The sequence below is a fragment of the Bacillus sp. CBEL-1 genome (genome assembly GCF_004348885.1).
Classification (GTDB): domain Bacteria; phylum Bacillota; class Bacilli; order Bacillales; family Bacillaceae_H; genus Priestia; species Priestia aryabhattai_A.
Genome location: NZ_SBIM01000006.1, coordinates 132,227 through 149,043, shown reverse-complemented (window position 1 = coordinate 149,043; position 16,817 = coordinate 132,227). Strand labels below are relative to the sequence as shown.

Genomic DNA, 16,817 nt, shown 5'->3' with positions numbered 1-16,817 from the left:
TTAAACTATTTTATATATCTTTTTAGGGAAATGGCAATGTCTTTGAAAGAAGTGAACTTATTACTTTAGACTGGTGGATAAAAACATTGAAGCATCTTGGTTCATGAAAATACGTTCACCGTAATGAAAAGTGTGAATTGTCGTTGATGCAAATCCAACTTCCAGCAACAATTCTTTTAGTTCGCTGTGAGAGAAGCCATTATGAACTTTTGGATGACTAATTTTAGAATTTTTATCAAAATCCACAATAATGAGCTTGCCATTGTCATTTAAAAGAGTGAATAATTGTTGCAACACTTGCTTAGTTTCTGGAATGTGAAGAAGAACAAGTGACATTAAAACAATATCTGCTTTAACAGTAGGTACTTTCTTTGTGAAGTCTGCACAGAGCGTTTTGGCATTTTGAATATCGTTATAGGCAATTTTACCTTTTGCAATATCGAGCATTTGCTCAGAGGAGTCTACTAATAAAACGGAATCGACTAAATCCGTTAGTTCTAAGCTGACAAGTCCCGTTCCGCTTCCGTAGTCCAGTAATGATTTTGATTGACTATCTTTTAACTGAGTTTTTACCTCTTTAACAATAACCTTAGCTAATTCTATTCGGTCCTCGGTATCATATCGTTTGGCCATTTGTTCAAATGGGTTATTTTCCATATTTACCTCCATCTTTTATAACGTTAGATTGTATTATAGCAAAAGAATAAGGGGCAATACATGTATCCGCTTTGGTCAAACTAGCAGGCGCTAAAAACCAATGATATACTTTCAATTATACTTACGCATTACATATACTAACGAAACAGAGGGGAAGCAGATGAACATTACACAACGCTTGTTTGGAGAACTACACGGTCAAGAAGTGATGGCATACACGATGACCAATGATAACAATATGTCCGTAACGTGTATTAGCTTAGGAGGCATCATTACTAAAATTCAGGTGCCAGATCAAGCTGGAAAGGTTGAAAACGTGGTACTAGGTTATGATTCGGTAGAAGACTATCTTCATAACACGGCTTACTTCGGGGCAATTGTCGGACGGGTAGCAGGAAGAATTCATCCAGCTAAAGTTGAAATTGATAATAAAACATATGAGCTTTCAAAAAATGAAGGAGAGAAGCATCTTCATGGTGGAGACAAAGCGTTTAGCCACGTCATTTGGAATGCCGAAGTGAAAGAAAATCAGGATGAGGCAAGCGTTACGTTTACATATAACAGCCCAGACGGTGAAAATGGCTATCCGGGTAATTTAAAAGTCAGCGTAATGTATACGCTTACGAATGAAAACAAGCTTAAAGTGTCATATCATGGAATTTCAGACCAAGATACGCTGATGAATATGACAAATCATACGTACTTTAACTTAAGTGGGAACGTCAAAAGAGACGTTTTAGAACATGAATTAATAATGAAGAGTGATGCTTTTTTAGAACTTAACGATTTTATGCTTCCTACAGGTGAAAAAATAAACGTAACGGACACTGCGTTTGATCTTAGAAAAGGGAAGAAGGTTCGAGCCGGTGTAGAATCTCAGCATCCTCAAAATGTGAAGGTTGGCAATGGTTACGATCACCCGTTTTTACTGAACGAGAATCAAAATGAAGAAATAACGGTGGTTGATCATGATAGTGGGCGTAAGCTTATTGTAGAAACAGACCAGCCATGCGTCGTGTTATATACGGCGAATATGCTTGAAAATACAGGAATGATTCGCGATGTGAGAAGTCGTGAGTACCTTGGCTTGTGTCTAGAGACACAGAATTTACCAAACGCTATTCACCATCCAGAATTTCCATCCATTGTATTAGAAAAAAACAAAGTGTACTCTGCAAATACGACATATCAATTCGGAACAGTTGAGAGTTAACTAGTAAAAAGCTCTGCGGGATAATCGTTCACCGCAGAGCTTCTTTTTATTGCTGAACGTAAACAGATACAGATCCACCGTTTACTTGGAAATTCCCCCATCCATCTGCATTAATCGTAATCTTATCTGTGCGATTACCTGTGATATCGTACCAAACCTCACCGGCATTTTGCTTTCCAACATACATCCATTTAGACCCGCCAGGTCCATCTGTGACAAGAGTTGCGAGACCAGATTTTGCTTTTGTGCTGTCTCCTTCTCGCGTCCATCCAATTACGTCCCAATGGTCCATATAGTTGTGCTGTGTACCGTAAGCGTAATCTTTACGAGCTTTTAATAGAGGCTCTATCTTTGTTTTTAAAGCTGGGATCTCATATGAACTGTTTCCTTTCGTGCCGTACATATCACCGTAAAATACGCTTGGATAACCTTCTGCTCTTGTTAAGATAAATGCGTAAGCTAGCGGTTTAAACCAAGGCTGTACAACAGATTCTAGGGATTGACCTGGTTGTGAATCATGATTTTCAACTAACGTTACGGCCTTTGTTGGGTGCGCAGCCACAACCGTTCCGTTTAATAAGTTTCTCATATCATAATTCCCGCCAGACTGAGACGCATAGTGGAAATTATAGTGAAGAGGTGCGTCAAAGACAGAATGGTTATAGTTTACCTTTGCTAGATAGTTGTTAATGGCATTCACATCGTTTTGCCAGTATTCCGCCACTGTAAACATTTCTTTTCCGGTTTTCGTACGAACATGATTGACCCAATCGCCTAGGTAAGAATGCTTAATATGTTTTACTGCGTCTAAGCGAAAGCCGTCTAAGCCAACTTCGTTTGCATACCATACGCCCCAATTCTTCATTTCGTTCGCAACATCTGGGTGATCAAAGTCAAGATCAGCATACATTAAATAATCATAGTTGCCGTTTTCACTCGATACTTCCCAGTCCCATGCTTTGCCTGTTCCACGGAATTTAAAAATACGGCTGGCATTTCGTGATTGATCCCAGTCCGTTCCGTCAAAATGATACCACTGCCATTTAAATGGACTGTGTGTAGTCCCGCGACCTGGAAAGTTAAAGCCAGTCCATGCTTGGATGGTATATTCACCTGAAGTTTCTTGATTTCGGTTAGAAGGGTTTACTTCAACTGCTGTCACGTTTTCGGTATAGTCAGCGCCACCTTTATGATTCATAACGACATCTCCATACACTTGAATACCGTTTGTTTTGAGAGTACTAACCGCTGATTTTAATTCTGCTTTTGTTCCATACTTTGTTCGAATCGTTCCTTTTTGATTGAATTCACCTAGATCATAGAGATCATAAGCCCCGTATCCAACATCATTTTGGCTTGTACCTTTATAAGCAGGAGGTGTCCAAACAGCCGAAACACCTACGCTTTTTAAGTATGCTGCATCGTTGCGCAATCGGTTCCAGTGTTGGCCATCATTAGGCACGTACCATTCAAAGTATTGCATCATCGTTCCGTTTTGAGCTGCTGCTTCCGCTTTATGATTCGGTGCAACCGTTGGCACAAAAATCAATAAAGCGAGAAGTAAACTAAACCATCTTCTTGACCATTTTGTTCTCACATTTCCATCCCCTTCACTTTTATGTAAGCGTTACCAAAAGAGAAATTAGAGATGAACAATAAAAAATCCTTCTTTTTTTTCAAAAAAAAAGAAAGAAGGTTATCTAATTTTTTAAAAAAAGAAAAATTCATCAGCTTTATCGACTATATATAAAGCTACAAGCATAAAAAAGCTCAAACAAGAAATTTCTTGTTTGAGCTTCTTAAAGGATTACAATTCTTCTGGTTCACTACCTGCTTTTTCAAAATAGCGAATGTTTTCAGGTGTTAGCTGAAGAAGTACGTAGTTTGGATCGTCTGGGCTGTTAATCCATTCTTTTAAATGATCGTTCCAAAACTTTTCTTTTAATTCTTTGTTGTCTTCAATTAGAGCTTTGGCTTCGATTTCAACATACGGATCATTCCAGCCTTGGCCGTCATAGCCGAGGAGAATATGAACGTATGGATTAGATTGAATGTCATCAACCTTATGTGCGTTTTTGTTTGTTGCTGTGTAAAGTACAAGGTCATCGTGAGAAAACATCATAAAGCGAGAATAGGGTTTGTTATTTTGGATTGTAGCAAGCGTACCAATCTTATAGTTATCTAAAATGGACAGTACTTTTTGTTTTACATCTGACATATGCTCAACTCCTTTTTTCATCTTTCTTACTTTTGCTAGTTTGGGCTTTTTTTAAACATTTTCTTAAAGAAGAATTTATTTTGTTCATAAAAAGTTTATTTTTTTAAAATAAAAGGGTAACAAGGGTAATGAATAAACAGGCGTTAGAAAGACGAAGCTTGTAGAGTGAATGGATTTAACTTAGAGAAGTAGGTGCATATGAATGAATCGAGTGTTTTTTATAATGGTACTCATTGGTGTTCCGCTATCGGTGATTGGGAATCTTCTGCACTGGTCGCAGGTTCTCATGTTTGCAGTGTTTTGCTTAACCATTATAGCTTTAGCAGCTTATATGGGTCGCGCCACAGAAAGTCTCGCTGTTGTCGCAGGACCGCGAATTGGAGGTTTATTAAACGCAACGTTTGGTAATGCCGTTGAACTTATCATTTCTATTTTCGCATTAAAAGCTGGATTGATAGGCGTTGTGTTGGCTTCATTAACAGGTTCTGTTTTAGGCAATCTGCTTCTTGTTGGCGGCTTATCTTTCTTTATTGGCGGATTGAAATTTAAGCGTCAGGAGTTCAACGTATACGATGCGCGTCATAACTCTGGTCTATTGATTTTCGCTGTAATCGTAGCATTTGTTATTCCAGAAGTATTTTCTCAAGGAATGAATGATCAAAAAACGATAGTCCTAAGCGTTGGTGTATCCATTACGTTAATCCTTCTATACTTAGCGGCATTACTCTTTAAGTTGGTGACTCATCGCGGGGTGTATCAGCATAAGAGCGAACAGGTGGAAGAACATGAAGAGCCAGAATGGTCAAAAGGCAGAGCAATTCTTGTTCTACTGCTTGCGACCGTCGCTGTTGCTTACGTGGCAGAAAGTTTAGTACATACAATTGAAACCGTTGCGCTTCGGTTTGGCTGGAGTGAGCTGTTCATCGGGGTTATTATCGTGGCCATTGTCGGAAACGCAGCGGAGCACGCATCTGCCATCATTATGGCTGTGAAGAATAAAATGGGTGTAGCTGTTGAGATTGCGATTGGCTCTACCCTTCAGGTAGCCATGTTTGTGGCCCCTGTATTGGTGTTAATCTCTTTACTGTTTGAGGAGCAAATGCCGCTTGTCTTTACGTGGCCAGAGCTTATTGCTATGGTAACAGCAGTCTTTGTTACTGTGGCCATCTCAAATGACGGAGATACGAACTGGTTTGAAGGTGCAATTTTATTAGGGGCATACATCATTATGGGAATTGGATTTTATTTAATTTAAGGAAAAGCCGAGCAGAAGAAGCGCTCGGCTTTTTTGGTTATAATTTCCTTTGGTTAAAACAGGATAAAGAGCTATTCCTTTGAAAAAACTATGCGTACATCTATTTATGAGGTTGAAAGGAGCTCTTATATGCTACGTCAATTATCTATCGTAACGTTCGCTATTTTCTTGTCATTTTCAGGTTTGCATACAACAGAAGCGAAAAACAAGGAGACAAAAACACCAAGTACGGCTGTTCAAATTCCTAGCTCTACGCTTCATATTGCAAAGGAAAATACAAATCCAAATACGAGTCAAGATACGCCTTATCTACAGCCAAGTGAACTGTCTCAAGAATTACTTGAAACGTCCAATGTGCCAATTCAAAATCCAGATTTAATTCGTATCTTAAATGAAACATCCATTTCAAAGACACCGTGGGCAATCGGTTTTCGAGCAACAATTTATCTTGGCCAATGGCCGCTTAACTATGAATCTGAAGCAACAAGTGTGAATTGGCAGTATCAAAAAGTGAACACAAATCATTATGATAATCGTTCAGGGAAGTCTCAGCAGCAAATGCACTATAATCAAGAATCACAAAGCATTGTAAAAGGCGGTTTAACGTCTCGTATTAACGAAGCGGACCACGTGAAGCAAATGATGCTTTTAACCGCTTCAAAGAAAACAAACCTAACGTTATCATTCCAAACGATTATCGGTGCCGGTACCAAGAAAGATCAGGTATACAATATTGCACCTAAAAAGGTTGGGTACTTATACGCATATACACCGGCCGTTCATGAAAAAGGAAAAGTAACGTATGGTGAAGTGTATTTAACTATGAAAGGCAGCAAGCGCATGATTGTCGTTAAAAACGTAACGTCACAAGGAATTGGTGCTTGGATTCCGGTACAGGATTACGTGTCATTAAGCTTTGGTGCTTACGATCAGCCGCGTTAATCAAAAAGAAAACCTCTCCAGCCTACTGGAGAGGTTTTACTTATTTCGTAATCAATGCTTTGCGCGTTGAAAAATCCGTACCTTGATAGTAGCTGTTTTTCACCAAAATGTTTGGTCCAAGACAGGAAACGGCTGAGCAGTGACAGCTAAGTTCTTTTGAAATTGATGATTGCTGCCATGTGTCAAAAGCACTCTGTAGCTTTGTATCTTGAATGTTACCAAGCGGAGGCGTATCGCCAAAGTCGGTCACGATAATATCGCCATCAAAAATGTTCACGTTTAAGCGAGAACGGCCGTCTGGATCGTTCCGAACCGTTACGTTTTTGCTGCTGTATAAACGCTTTAACAACGCTTGGTCTTCTTCGTTACCATTACACGCATAGAACGGCAGCGTACCAAAAAGCATCCACACGTTTTCATCACGGATATCGAGCAAGTGGTGAATGGCGCTGCGCATGTCTTGTAATGACAATGTTTCAAGTGCGCTTGCAAAGTCACTTGGGTACATAGGGTGCACCTCATGTCTCTGACAAAGCATTTCATCAACGATTTGACGATGAATTTTTTCCATATGAGGAAGCGTACGTTTGTTGAGCATTGTTTCAGCTGATACCGTTACGCCAGCTTTTACGAGTGCACGGCTATTTTCAATCATGCGATCAAAATATTTAGCGCGCTGCTCGTATGTTGGTTTTCGGTCCATCATTGCAAAGCCAGCTTCAACAAAATCATCCATTGTTCCCCAGTTGTGTGAAATATGTAAAACATCAAGGTATGGAATAATAAGCTCATAACGTGCTAAATCAAGCGTTAAATTTGAATTAATCTGTGTACGAATGCCACGTTCATGCGCATACTTTAAAAGAGGCACTACGTAATTTTTGACAGATTTTAAAGACATCATCGGCTCGCCCCCTGTAATGCTTAGAGCGCGAAGAGTCGGTACTTCATCCAAACGCTTTAAAATCAAATCAAGAGGTAAAGCATTCGGATCTTTTGGCTGAAGCGTGTAGCCAACTGCACAGTGTTCACAGCGCATGTTACACAGCGTTGTTGTTGTGAACTCGACGTTTGTTAAAGTTGGCTTTCCGTAATCTTTTATATCTAAATAAGCTTCCCACGGGTCATAAGACGGCGTGATCTTTTGTAAAGTGGTCATCACAAAAACTCCTTTTTTTCATTCAACGTGTTACCTAGCTTAAAAAGGACACTAGTGACTATTATGAAATCCAATGCTTTTAGTTGTCAAATGCAAAATCATTCGTTACGATAAAAGAAATTAGTTCTTTTACCAAGTAGAAAAGCGCATTTAAATTTATCATGAGAAGGTGTAGACAAGTATGGGAAATGCAGTACATGATTCAGAATCACAAGTTCGCTATTTAAAAGAACGTTTAAATATGTTTATGCAGGTGCTTGACTCAATTGAACCTGAAACAACAGAGCTTGAAGATATTGACCGTTTAATCACAATGATTGATGACCTTGAATTAAAGTGTGAGCAATTTAAAAAGAGCGACGATAATAAGTAAGATAAAGCGAAAAGGCCAAAGAGTCTTTTCGCTTTCTTTATGGAACTAAAATCTTTATATTTCATTATTAATTCGCTATGCTAAAAAGTGGAAGATGTGAGTAGAAGATAAAAATGATTGAGAGTATGTGAACATGAACTTCTAGCACTATCTCTAGAGCGTATACAGAATTGGAATGAACGAGATATTTGACGGTGTTAAAGAATGAGTATACTTACATAGTTTGATTAATGGTCAGGGGGAGAAACTTATGTTTAACCAATATCCAATTGGAGTATTAACAATTCAACAGCCTATAACAAATGAACAAATTAAGAACTGGATTGTAGAAATTGATGAAGCACCTGCTCAATTGAAAAGAGCGGTAGAAGGGCTTACAAAAGCCCAGTTAGCTACACCTTATCGAGAAGGCGGTTGGACGTTGCAACAAGTGGTACATCACATGGCTGATTCTCATTTAAATGCTTATACACGCATAAAGCTTGGTTTGACAGAGAATAACCCTACAATACGTCCATACGACGAAAAAGCGTGGGCACTCCTATCAGATAGTGGTCTATCAATTGAGGTATCCATTGGACTCTTATCGTCTTTACATAAACGTTTAGTCACGCTGCTTCAATCTTTGACAGAAGGTGAATTAAAAAGAACCATTCAACATCCTGATAACGGCACAATGACCATTGCAGAAGTAATTGGAACCTATGCGTGGCATGGAAAACATCACATTGCACACATTACAACGCTGAGAAAACATAAGAACTGGTAGTCAGCTAATTCCAAGGAAAACCTTTCAGATTATAAGACAAGAGAGTATAATAAAAGTGAAATGAAGAACGGAAACGGCCGGCTCTTCTACAAATAAAAAAACGCTTACATTTATTTAGGGGACACGGGAGGAGATCTACAATGATTGAAGCTTTAAAAAAGAGTATGTACGATCTAATTGTTGAAACATCCACGAAGCTACCAAAGGATGTGCGACGTGCTATTGCAGCGGCAAAAGCAAAAGAAAATGCGGGTACGCGTGCAGCGATGTCACTTGCAACAATCACAAACAACATTAAAATGGCGGATGAAAACATCTCACCAATCTGTCAGGATACGGGGATGCCGACATTTAAAATTAAAACTCCAGTTGGCGTGAACCAAATTGAAATTAAAAAAGCGATCTATTGGGCAATTGAAGAGGCAACAAAAGACGGAAAGCTGCGCCCAAACTCCGTTGACTCGTTAACAGGAGCAAACAGCGGTGATAACTTAGGTGCAGGGACTCCGGTTATTAAGTTTGAACAGTGGGAAAATGATTATATTGACGCGCGCCTCATTTTAAAAGGCGGCGGCTGTGAAAACAAAAATATTCAGTACAGCTTGCCATGTGAGCTTGAAGGTCTAGGCCGTGCTGGTCGTGACTTAGACGGTATTCGAAAGTGCGTAATGCACTCTGTATACCAAGCCCAAGGCCAAGGCTGTAGCGCCGGCGTCATCGGCGTGGGCATCGGTGGCGACCGTACAACAGGCTATGAGCTAGCAAAGGAACAGCTTTTCAGAAGCTTAGATGATGAAAATCCCAATGAGCAGCTAAAAGAACTTGAGGAGTACGTGATGGAAAATGCTAATAAGCTTGGCATTGGTACCATGGGCTTTGGTGGTGAAACAACGCTTCTTGGGTGTAAAGTTGGCGTTATTAATCGTATTCCAGCAAGTTTCTTCGTATCGGTAGCTTATAACTGTTGGGCATACCGTCGCCTTGGCATTAAAATTGATGCAGCGACAGGTGACGTAACAGAATGGTTATACCAAGAAGGCGAAGAAATTGACTTCTCTGAACAAGCGGAGAAAGAAGAAGATAAAGTAGCGAATAAAACACGAGAAGTTGTTCTGCAAGCACCAATCACAGAAGAGCAAATTCGCGAATTAAAAGTAGGTGACGTGGTAACGATTAACGGCATGATGTATACAGGCCGTGACGCAATCCACAAACACTTAACAACGAATGACGCTCCGGTTGACTTAAACGGCCAAATTATTTATCACTGTGGTCCAGTTATGTTAAAAGATGATGCGGGCAACTGGAAAGTAGCTGCAGCAGGACCAACCACAAGTATTCGTGAAGAGCCTTACCAAGGTGATATTATGAAGAAGTTTGGTATTCGTGCTGTTATCGGTAAAGGCGGAATGGGGCCAAAAACCCTAGCAGCTCTACAAGAACACGGAGGCGTCTATCTAAACGCAATTGGCGGCGCAGCGCAGTACTACGCAGATTGCATTAAGAGCGTTGAAGGCGTTGATTTAATGCAGTTCGGTATTCCTGAAGCAATGTGGCATTTAAAAGTTGAAGGGTTCACAGCAGTTGTAACGATGGACTCTCATGGGAATAGCTTACATGCCGACGTTGATAAATCATCGCTTGAAAAGCTGGAGCAATTTAAAGAGCCTGTGTTTAAGTAATTGGTAAAAAGTAGCGAGCATACGTAAACGAAAAGGATGAATACTAAGCATAAACTGACCTTTGGAAAGGAGCACGTTATGCGTAGATTCATCCTTTTCCTCGTTGTTTTAGTAGGCGTAACGATTCCAGTTTCAGCACAAACCTATTCAAATAAACCAATTAGCTGGGGGTTTCAAAAAAGTAAAAATCACAAGCCGGCTGATGCAGGAGCTTCTCATGAAAAGCTATTAAAGAAATACGAAGCTTTTTACCTTGGTGATACAACCAAAAAAGAAATTTATCTTACGTTTGACAACGGCTATGAAAATGGCTACACAGCAGACGTTCTTGACGTGTTGAAAAAGCGTAAAGTACCGGCAACGTTCTTTGTGACAGGGCATTATCTAAAAGACCAGCCAAAGCTGATTAAACGAATGGTACGAGAAGGCCATATTGTTGGAAATCACTCTTGGCACCATCCGGACTTAACGCAAGTAAACGATAAGCGTTTTAAAGAAGAGCTGCAAAAAGTAGAAGATAAATACAAAGACATTACCGGACGAGATGATATGCAATATATTCGCTCACCCCGTGGCGTCTTTAGTGAACGTACGCTAGCTTTATCACAAGAGGAAGGCTATATTAACGTTTTCTGGTCACTGGCATTTGTGGATTGGATGACAAATGCACAAAAAGGCTGGCGCTATTCTTATGACAACATTATGGCTCAAATCCACCCGGGTGCTATCTTACTTCTTCATACCGTTTCAAAGGATAATGCAGAGGCGCTTGATAAAGCAATTCACGATCTTCAAGAAGAAGGATATACGTTCAAAAGCATTGATAATCTTGTGTTTGAGCGTGAAAAAGTAGCTCCAATTGAGAAAAAAGAACCTACCGATATGACAGAGCAAAAAACTCCTTAAAATCGACAAGAATCCTTGTCGGTTTTTTTGTCGTGAAAGTGTTATAATATGCCTTGGTTCTTTTTTAAGAAAAACATCATCGGTTTTATGAAAAGGTAAAACCGTGCATAAATAGAAACAGAAACTATAATCGGAGTTGTTAGAATGAATAAACCTAAACAAGAAATGAAGGTTCAAAAAGGACAAACCTTTCCGCTTACTATTAAGCGTCTTGGTATTAACGGTGAAGGAGTAGGATACTTCAAACGCCAAGTTGTCTTTGTTCCTGGTGCGTTGCCAGATGAAGAAGTAGTTGTTGAAGCAACGAACGTACAGCGTAACTTTGCGGAAGGTCGTATTAAGCGTATTCGCAAAAAATCACCACAGCGCGTTAACCCGCCCTGTCCCATCTATGAGCAGTGTGGAGGCTGCCAGCTTCAGCACTTGTCGTATGAAGGCCAGCTTGATTCAAAGCGTGACATTGTCTCACAAGCCTTTGAACGTCATAGCTCATTGAAAAACGTTGAGTCAAAAATCAAATCAACAATTGGTATGGAAGATCCGTGGCGTTATCGAAACAAGTCACAGTTTCAGGTTGGAATGGACAAGCAAAAAGTCATTGCCGGCCTATATGGAATCAATTCACACCGCTTAATTGACATTGAAAACTGTCCGATTCAACATCGCGCGACAAATCATGTGACAAAAGAAATGAAGCGTATTTTACAAGATTTAAAAATTCCTGTGTACGACGAGAAAAAGCGCGGTGGGGTTGTTCGTACAATTGTGACGCGCGTTGGATTTGAAACAGGTGAAGTGCAGCTTGTTTTAATTACGGCACAAAAAGATATTCCGCGTAAAGACTTACTATTAGAGGAAATCAAACGTTGTCTACCGGAAGTGAAATCTGTTGTTCAAAACGTAAACGGTCAAAAAACGTCGCTAATCTTTGGTGATGAAACGTTTACGCTAGCAGGCAAGCCAGTCATTCAAGAAACGTTAGGAGATATCTCATTTGAACTATCAGCTCGCGCTTTCTTCCAATTAAATCCTCAGCAAACCGTTAAGCTTTATGACGAAGTGAAAAAAGCAGCGGCGCTAACAGGAGAAGAAAAAATCGTTGATGCTTACTGTGGTGTTGGAACGATTGGTTTATGGTTAGCGGATGACGCCAAAGAAATCCGCGGAATGGATACCATTGAAGAATCAATTGTGGATGCGCGTAAAAATGCGAAAGATCACGGCTTTGAAAATGCCACATATGTAACAGGGCCAGCCGAGCAGTGGTTACCAAAATGGGTAAGTGAAGGCTGGAAGCCGGACGTTATCGTCGTGGATCCACCGCGTACGGGCTGTGATGAAAAGCTTTTAAAAGCAATTTTACAAGTGAAGCCGAAGAAAGTTGTTTACGTATCTTGTAACCCATCGACTCTTGCAAAAGACGTCCAAATTCTTTCAAAGTACTACAAAGTAAAAAACGTACAGCCAGTCGATATGTTCCCTCATACGGCTCACGTTGAGTCTGTGACGACATTGAAGTTGAAAAGTATGCATAAATAAGAATGTACTAAAGACCCAAACCTCGCGTGGTTATGTGCGATTTTTGGGTTTTTTTGTCTCTTTAACTTTCCTCATCAAGTTCCATTAGTTCTCTTTCAATAAGGAATACAGAAATTTCAAATGCATCTATACGTCGCCTAGCTAAAGTGATTTGCGATTTGTACCTACTGGGAATTTCTTTTGCTTCTAGCGTTTTGACGGTTTCTCTGAGCTTATGTAAAGTTGAATCAATTTGACGTTTTGCTTCAACTAATTCAGGTTTTGAGAATTCCACTAAAATACCTCCGTTGATTATTTTTTAGTAGTAAATGAGCTGCTTTTATTTTGTAAAGATATAGTATCATAGAAAGAGTAATTATTTGGTTTTTAATTATGTAAGGGACCATATTCTTGGAGAGGCGGTTCGGTGATGACAAACACAAGTACTGCAAAAGAAATACATAGCTACGTGCTTTCGGAAGAAAAGCAACAAGCGCTCTATAAACGTATTTTATTCATTGTTAGTATCTCACAAATACTTGGTGGTGCAGGGCTCGCTGCAGGAGTGACGGTTGGTGCACTTATTGCCCAGCAGATGCTCGGAACAGAAGCTTATGCAGGAGTTCCTTCTGCGCTGTTAACTTTTGGATCGGCTGGAGCTGCGCTGCTAGTGGGCAGACTTTCACAACGATATGGACGGCGTATTGGGCTATCAACTGGTTTTTTCTTTGGTGGTATCGGTGCAGTTGGGATCATATTGGCAGCTATTCTAAACAGTATTGTACTGTTATTTGCTTCGTTGCTAATATACGGAGCAGGCACAGCTACAAATCTGCAGGCTCGCTATGCGGGCACAGACTTAGCCAACAGCAAGCAGCGAGCCACAGCGATTAGTACGACAATGGTGTTTACGACATTCGGTGCCGTAGCGGGTCCTAACTTAGTAGGCGTGACGGGAGAATTTGCCCAGTCAATCGGGTTTCCATCTCTTACAGGTCCGTTCATGTTAGGAGCAGCTGCTTATCTTTTAGCTGGAATCTTCCTTTTTATCTTTCTTCGTCCAGAGCCATTAGTCATAGCAAGAGAAATAGAAATGATGAAGCAACATGATAAAAAGGAGGCTACGGCTTCAGCAGCGATGAAAGAAGATAAAAGAGGAATTGTAATTGGTGCCACAATTATGGTCATTACTCAAATCGTGATGGTTGCCATCATGACGATGACACCTGTTCATATGACTCACCACGGCCACGCCTTAGGAGCCGTTGGATTAGTAATTGGCTTTCATATTGGTGCTATGTACCTTCCGTCACTGTTTACTGGAATCCTTGTCGATAAGCTTGGACGCGTTCCGATGGCGATTGCTTCTGGAGCTACCTTGCTGTTAGCTGGATTAATCGCAGCACTAGCACCAGGAGAATCCATGTTTTTATTAGTCCTTGCCCTTGTTTTACTTGGATTAGGGTGGAATTTTGGCTTAATAAGCGGTACGGCACTAATTGTGGACTCTACGAGCATCTCTACACGAGCGAAAGTGCAGGGAACGGTTGATGTTTCCATTGCCTTATCAGGAGCTGCAGGTGGAGCTTTATCAGGAGTGATTGTAGCAGGTTCAAGCTTTCCCACGTTATCACTAGTTGGGGGGATGCTTTCGTTGTTATTGATTCCAGTTGTAGTGTGGCAGAGAAGAAGTAAACAGTAAATGCATTTGTGAAAAAATAATATTTGGGAAGGAAACCTTCTTACCGGTTAGAAAAATAAGCTAGTATAATAAATATGTTCGTCTTTACCTTTATTTTTTTATGAAGCTATTTCGAGAGTTGCCAAGGAGGCTTTAATATGACAAATAACGAAAAGCAGTTGTCATCTGAACAGAGTGAAGAAATTATTACAGTATTGAGAGAACGTTTTGAAAAAAATATAAATCGTCATCCAGAGCTTGAATGGAGCAAAGTAGAAGCAAAGCTCAAAACAAATCCTGAAAAACTCTGGTCCCTTCATGAAATGGAGCGAACTGGCGGCGAGCCAGATGTAATTGATTATGATACAGAGGATGTATACACGTTCTATGATTGTTCAGTAGAAAGTCCAAAAGGACGTCGAAGCGTTTGTTACGATCGTGAAGCGCTGGAATCAAGAAAGAAGCACAAGCCTGAAAATACGGCTATTGATATGGCTACGGATATGGGAATTGACCTTTTAACGGAAGAACAATATCGATATCTACAGGAGTTTGGAAGCTTCGATAATAAAACATCGAGTTGGGTACAAACACCAGCCCCTATTAGAAAGCGTGGTGGAGCTATCTTTTGTGATCGTCGCTACGACACAGTCTTTGTCTACCATAACGGAGCGGATTCTTACTATTCTTCCAGGGGCTTTCGAGGTCTATTAAAGGTTTAAACAATATTTATTTAACCCTAAATTCTTTGAGTTAGAGAGAGAATTTAGGGTTTTTTATTATGTTTCTTTTTTGTTTTAAAAAACAAGCCAAAAGCAATGTTTCTGTGTTTAGTAAGTATATGGAGAAAGGGTGAGTTTGGGAGCATAAAGAGATTGAACTTGACCCAATTGGGGTGGATTTAAAAGAGGGGAATGAATAGAAAATAGTAAAAAGAGCAGAGTTAATTCTGCTCTTTTTACTATATGAAAGCTAAACCTTTTCATAAACAGCTGGGGCTTGACCAGTGATTCTGCCATCCGGCTTTGTTAAGTCTGAAATCAGCTTCATTTCCGTTTGAGATAGTTCAAAATCAAAAATTTTATTAAAAATTTATTGATTAAAGAACAAATGTTCGTATATAATGAGAACGAATGTTCCTCACTTTTTCTTTTAAGGAGTTATTTTCATGGATTATGGTCAGTTACCGAACAGAGTCATTATTTGTATTGATATGAAAGCATTTTTTGCATCGGTTTCTTGCGTTATTAGGGGATTGAATCCATTGAAAGTAAAACTTGCTGTTGTGGGAGACACGAAGCGGCCTGGCTCAGTTGTTTTAGCAGCCACGCCCTTGTTAAAGAAAGAAGGAATCAAAACCGGCAGTCGGCTGTTTGACATTCCTAAAAGAAAAGACGTTTATGTGGTGAACCCATCTATGAAGCGCTATATCAAGGCTTCTAACTATATTTCAAGCTTGGTATTACAGTATGTAGCGCCTGAAGATTTTCATGCATACAGCATTGATGAATTGTTTATTGATGTGACAGCTTCTCTACATTTATTTGCCAAAACTCCTGAAGAATTAGCCCATCGAATACGTGATGAAATCTACCAAAAGACGAGGCTAACAGCCACTGCAGGAATAGGCCCCAACCTCTTATTAGCTAAAATCAGCTTGGACCATGAAGCGAAGAACAGCTCATCAGGCGTTGCCTATTGGCGCTATGAGGACGTTCCTATTAAACTATGGTCAATTCATCCATTGAAAAACTTCTGGGGGATTTCATCGGCTACGGAAAAACGATTACACCGTTTAGGCATTACGACTATAAAAGAGCTTGCGCTTTCTTCCAAAGAGATGTTGAAAAAAGAGTTTGGTGTTATAGGAGAAGAGCTTCACCAACATGCTAACGGAATTGATTTTAGCCGTATTTCTGACGTGTATGTTCCAAGCTCTCGTTCTTTTGGAAAGAGTCAAATTTTATTTCAAGACTATACAAGTCGAAAAGAAGTGGAACTTTTGCTATTGGAGCTGTTAGATGACGTCTGTTTTCGATTGCGTATGCACCAAGTGGTGGCTCAAACTGTTCATTTATCCATTGGCTACAGTAAGCAAAAAGGAGGATTTTCCAAGCAAAAGAAAATGATGCGGGCGTCAAACTTGACCCAAGATATCTTTCCATATTGTTTAACAATCTTACATACATTTGATAGTGGAATGCCTATTCGATCGATTGGTATTTCGCTATCAAAAACAAGCATTCAAAGAGAAGAGCAAATGAGCTTATTTGAAGATAGTGATCAGCGTGAAAGAGCCTACGCGCTTTCCAAAACGGTTGATGATATTCGGCTACGCTACGGAAAGAACAGTATTCTACGAGCTTCAAGCCATCTCGATCACTCAACAGCTCACTATCGAAATGGCCTCATTGGGGGGCATAAAGCATGATAAGAAAGAGGGA

16 protein-coding genes are annotated in these 16,817 nt (G+C 40.0%); 11 read left to right on the top strand and 5 right to left on the bottom strand.

Annotated elements, in window-relative coordinates:
- Positions 1-60: 60 nt before the first annotated feature.
- Entirely contained in the window at positions 61-657 is a 597-nt protein-coding gene (locus EPL02_RS05450) for a class I SAM-dependent DNA methyltransferase (RefSeq protein ID WP_131887212.1), read from the bottom strand.
- Positions 658-817: 160 nt separating this feature from the next.
- On the opposite strand from EPL02_RS05450, the gene EPL02_RS05445 reads away from it, so the two are divergent.
- Positions 818-1,870 (top strand): aldose epimerase family protein, encoded by a 1,053-nt coding sequence (locus tag EPL02_RS05445; RefSeq protein WP_131887211.1) that lies wholly within the window; start codon positions 818-820, stop codon positions 1,868-1,870.
- Between the two features lie 46 nt (positions 1,871-1,916).
- Here EPL02_RS05445 and amyS read toward each other — a convergent pair whose 3' ends face one another.
- Entirely contained in the window at positions 1,917-3,467 is a 1,551-nt protein-coding gene (gene amyS / locus EPL02_RS05440) for an alpha-amylase (protein WP_094911346.1), read from the bottom strand.
- A 210-nt stretch (positions 3,468-3,677) separates the two neighbouring features.
- Positions 3,678-4,088, bottom strand: coding sequence for a pyridoxamine 5'-phosphate oxidase family protein (locus EPL02_RS05435; RefSeq protein ID WP_094911347.1), 411 nt, complete (start codon positions 4,086-4,088; stop codon positions 3,678-3,680).
- Between the two features lie 202 nt (positions 4,089-4,290).
- On the opposite strand from EPL02_RS05435, the gene cax reads away from it, so the two are divergent.
- On the top strand, positions 4,291-5,343 hold the full coding sequence (cax, locus tag EPL02_RS05430) for a calcium/proton exchanger (protein WP_094911348.1): 1,053 nt from the start codon (positions 4,291-4,293) through the stop codon (positions 5,341-5,343).
- 129 nt (positions 5,344-5,472) lie between these two features.
- Entirely contained in the window at positions 5,473-6,285 is an 813-nt protein-coding gene (locus tag EPL02_RS05425) for a YfkD famly protein (protein WP_094911349.1), read from the top strand.
- Between the two features lie 40 nt (positions 6,286-6,325).
- Here EPL02_RS05425 and yfkAB read toward each other — a convergent pair whose 3' ends face one another.
- Positions 6,326-7,444: a radical SAM/CxCxxxxC motif protein YfkAB gene (yfkAB, locus tag EPL02_RS05420; RefSeq protein WP_094911350.1), complete on the bottom strand. Its 1,119-nt coding sequence runs from the start codon at positions 7,442-7,444 to the stop codon at positions 6,326-6,328.
- Positions 7,445-7,625: 181 nt separating this feature from the next.
- Between yfkAB and EPL02_RS05415 the strand changes: the two genes are divergently transcribed.
- The 5 genes from EPL02_RS05415 (at position 7,626) to rlmD (ending at position 12,713) form a co-directional block, all read left to right on the top strand.
- The gene (locus EPL02_RS05415; RefSeq protein WP_025908669.1) at positions 7,626-7,817 is read left to right on the top strand and encodes an SE1561 family protein; all 192 of its coding nucleotides are present in this window, start codon (positions 7,626-7,628) and stop codon (positions 7,815-7,817) included.
- Between the two features lie 250 nt (positions 7,818-8,067).
- Complete coding sequence (locus tag EPL02_RS05410) at positions 8,068-8,586, top strand: YfiT family bacillithiol transferase (protein WP_094911351.1); 519 nt, start codon at positions 8,068-8,070, stop codon at positions 8,584-8,586.
- 140 nt (positions 8,587-8,726) lie between these two features.
- Positions 8,727-10,268, top strand: coding sequence for a fumarate hydratase (locus tag EPL02_RS05405; protein ID WP_094911352.1), 1,542 nt, complete (start codon positions 8,727-8,729; stop codon positions 10,266-10,268).
- Positions 10,269-10,346: 78 nt separating this feature from the next.
- Entirely contained in the window at positions 10,347-11,174 is an 828-nt protein-coding gene (gene pdaA / locus EPL02_RS05400) for a delta-lactam-biosynthetic de-N-acetylase (protein WP_131887210.1), read from the top strand.
- Between the two features lie 144 nt (positions 11,175-11,318).
- Positions 11,319-12,713, top strand: coding sequence for a 23S rRNA (uracil(1939)-C(5))-methyltransferase RlmD (gene rlmD / locus EPL02_RS05395; RefSeq protein ID WP_076512869.1), 1,395 nt, complete (start codon positions 11,319-11,321; stop codon positions 12,711-12,713).
- Between the two features lie 61 nt (positions 12,714-12,774).
- On the opposite strand, the gene EPL02_RS05390 is transcribed toward rlmD, so the two are convergent.
- Entirely contained in the window at positions 12,775-12,987 is a 213-nt protein-coding gene (locus EPL02_RS05390; RefSeq protein ID WP_131887209.1) for a hypothetical protein, read from the bottom strand.
- A gap of 135 nt (positions 12,988-13,122) precedes the next feature.
- Between EPL02_RS05390 and EPL02_RS05385 the strand changes: the two genes are divergently transcribed.
- The 3 genes from EPL02_RS05385 to EPL02_RS05375 all read left to right on the top strand — a co-directional run bounded on the left by EPL02_RS05385 (position 13,123) and on the right by EPL02_RS05375 (position 16,804).
- Positions 13,123-14,394, top strand: a complete 1,272-nt coding sequence (locus EPL02_RS05385; protein ID WP_131887208.1) for an MFS transporter — start codon at positions 13,123-13,125, stop codon at positions 14,392-14,394.
- Between the two features lie 137 nt (positions 14,395-14,531).
- Positions 14,532-15,095 carry a DUF4256 domain-containing protein gene (locus tag EPL02_RS05380; protein WP_094911356.1) on the top strand — a complete coding sequence of 188 codons (564 nt, stop codon included), beginning with the start codon at positions 14,532-14,534 and terminating at the stop codon, positions 15,093-15,095.
- Between the two features lie 446 nt (positions 15,096-15,541).
- Positions 15,542-16,804 carry a Y-family DNA polymerase gene (locus tag EPL02_RS05375; RefSeq protein ID WP_131887207.1) on the top strand — a complete coding sequence of 421 codons (1,263 nt, stop codon included), beginning with the start codon at positions 15,542-15,544 and terminating at the stop codon, positions 16,802-16,804.
- Positions 16,805-16,817: the final 13 nt, after the last annotated feature.

Excerpts from the sequence above, each read along its gene's own strand:
- EPL02_RS05410 (WP_094911351.1), top strand. The coding sequence starts at position 8,068 with ATGTTTAACCAATATCCAATTGGAGTATTAACAATTCAACAGCCTATA.
- yfkAB (WP_094911350.1), bottom strand. The coding sequence starts at position 7,444 with ATGACCACTTTACAAAAGATCACGCCGTCTTATGACCCGTGGGAAGCT.
- cax (WP_094911348.1), top strand. The coding sequence starts at position 4,291 with ATGAATCGAGTGTTTTTTATAATGGTACTCATTGGTGTTCCGCTATCG.
- EPL02_RS05450 (WP_131887212.1), bottom strand. The coding sequence starts at position 657 with ATGGAAAATAACCCATTTGAACAAATGGCCAAACGATATGATACCGAG.
- EPL02_RS05385 (WP_131887208.1), top strand. The coding sequence starts at position 13,123 with ATGACAAACACAAGTACTGCAAAAGAAATACATAGCTACGTGCTTTCG.
- EPL02_RS05380 (WP_094911356.1), top strand. The coding sequence starts at position 14,532 with ATGACAAATAACGAAAAGCAGTTGTCATCTGAACAGAGTGAAGAAATT.
- pdaA (WP_131887210.1), top strand. The coding sequence starts at position 10,347 with ATGCGTAGATTCATCCTTTTCCTCGTTGTTTTAGTAGGCGTAACGATT.
- EPL02_RS05425 (WP_094911349.1), top strand. The coding sequence starts at position 5,473 with ATGCTACGTCAATTATCTATCGTAACGTTCGCTATTTTCTTGTCATTT.
- EPL02_RS05435 (WP_094911347.1), bottom strand. The coding sequence starts at position 4,088 with ATGTCAGATGTAAAACAAAAAGTACTGTCCATTTTAGATAACTATAAG.
- rlmD (WP_076512869.1), top strand. The coding sequence starts at position 11,319 with ATGAATAAACCTAAACAAGAAATGAAGGTTCAAAAAGGACAAACCTTT.
- EPL02_RS05445 (WP_131887211.1), top strand. The coding sequence starts at position 818 with ATGAACATTACACAACGCTTGTTTGGAGAACTACACGGTCAAGAAGTG.
- EPL02_RS05405 (WP_094911352.1), top strand. The coding sequence starts at position 8,727 with ATGATTGAAGCTTTAAAAAAGAGTATGTACGATCTAATTGTTGAAACA.
- EPL02_RS05415 (WP_025908669.1), top strand. The coding sequence starts at position 7,626 with ATGGGAAATGCAGTACATGATTCAGAATCACAAGTTCGCTATTTAAAA.
- EPL02_RS05375 (WP_131887207.1), top strand. The coding sequence starts at position 15,542 with ATGGATTATGGTCAGTTACCGAACAGAGTCATTATTTGTATTGATATG.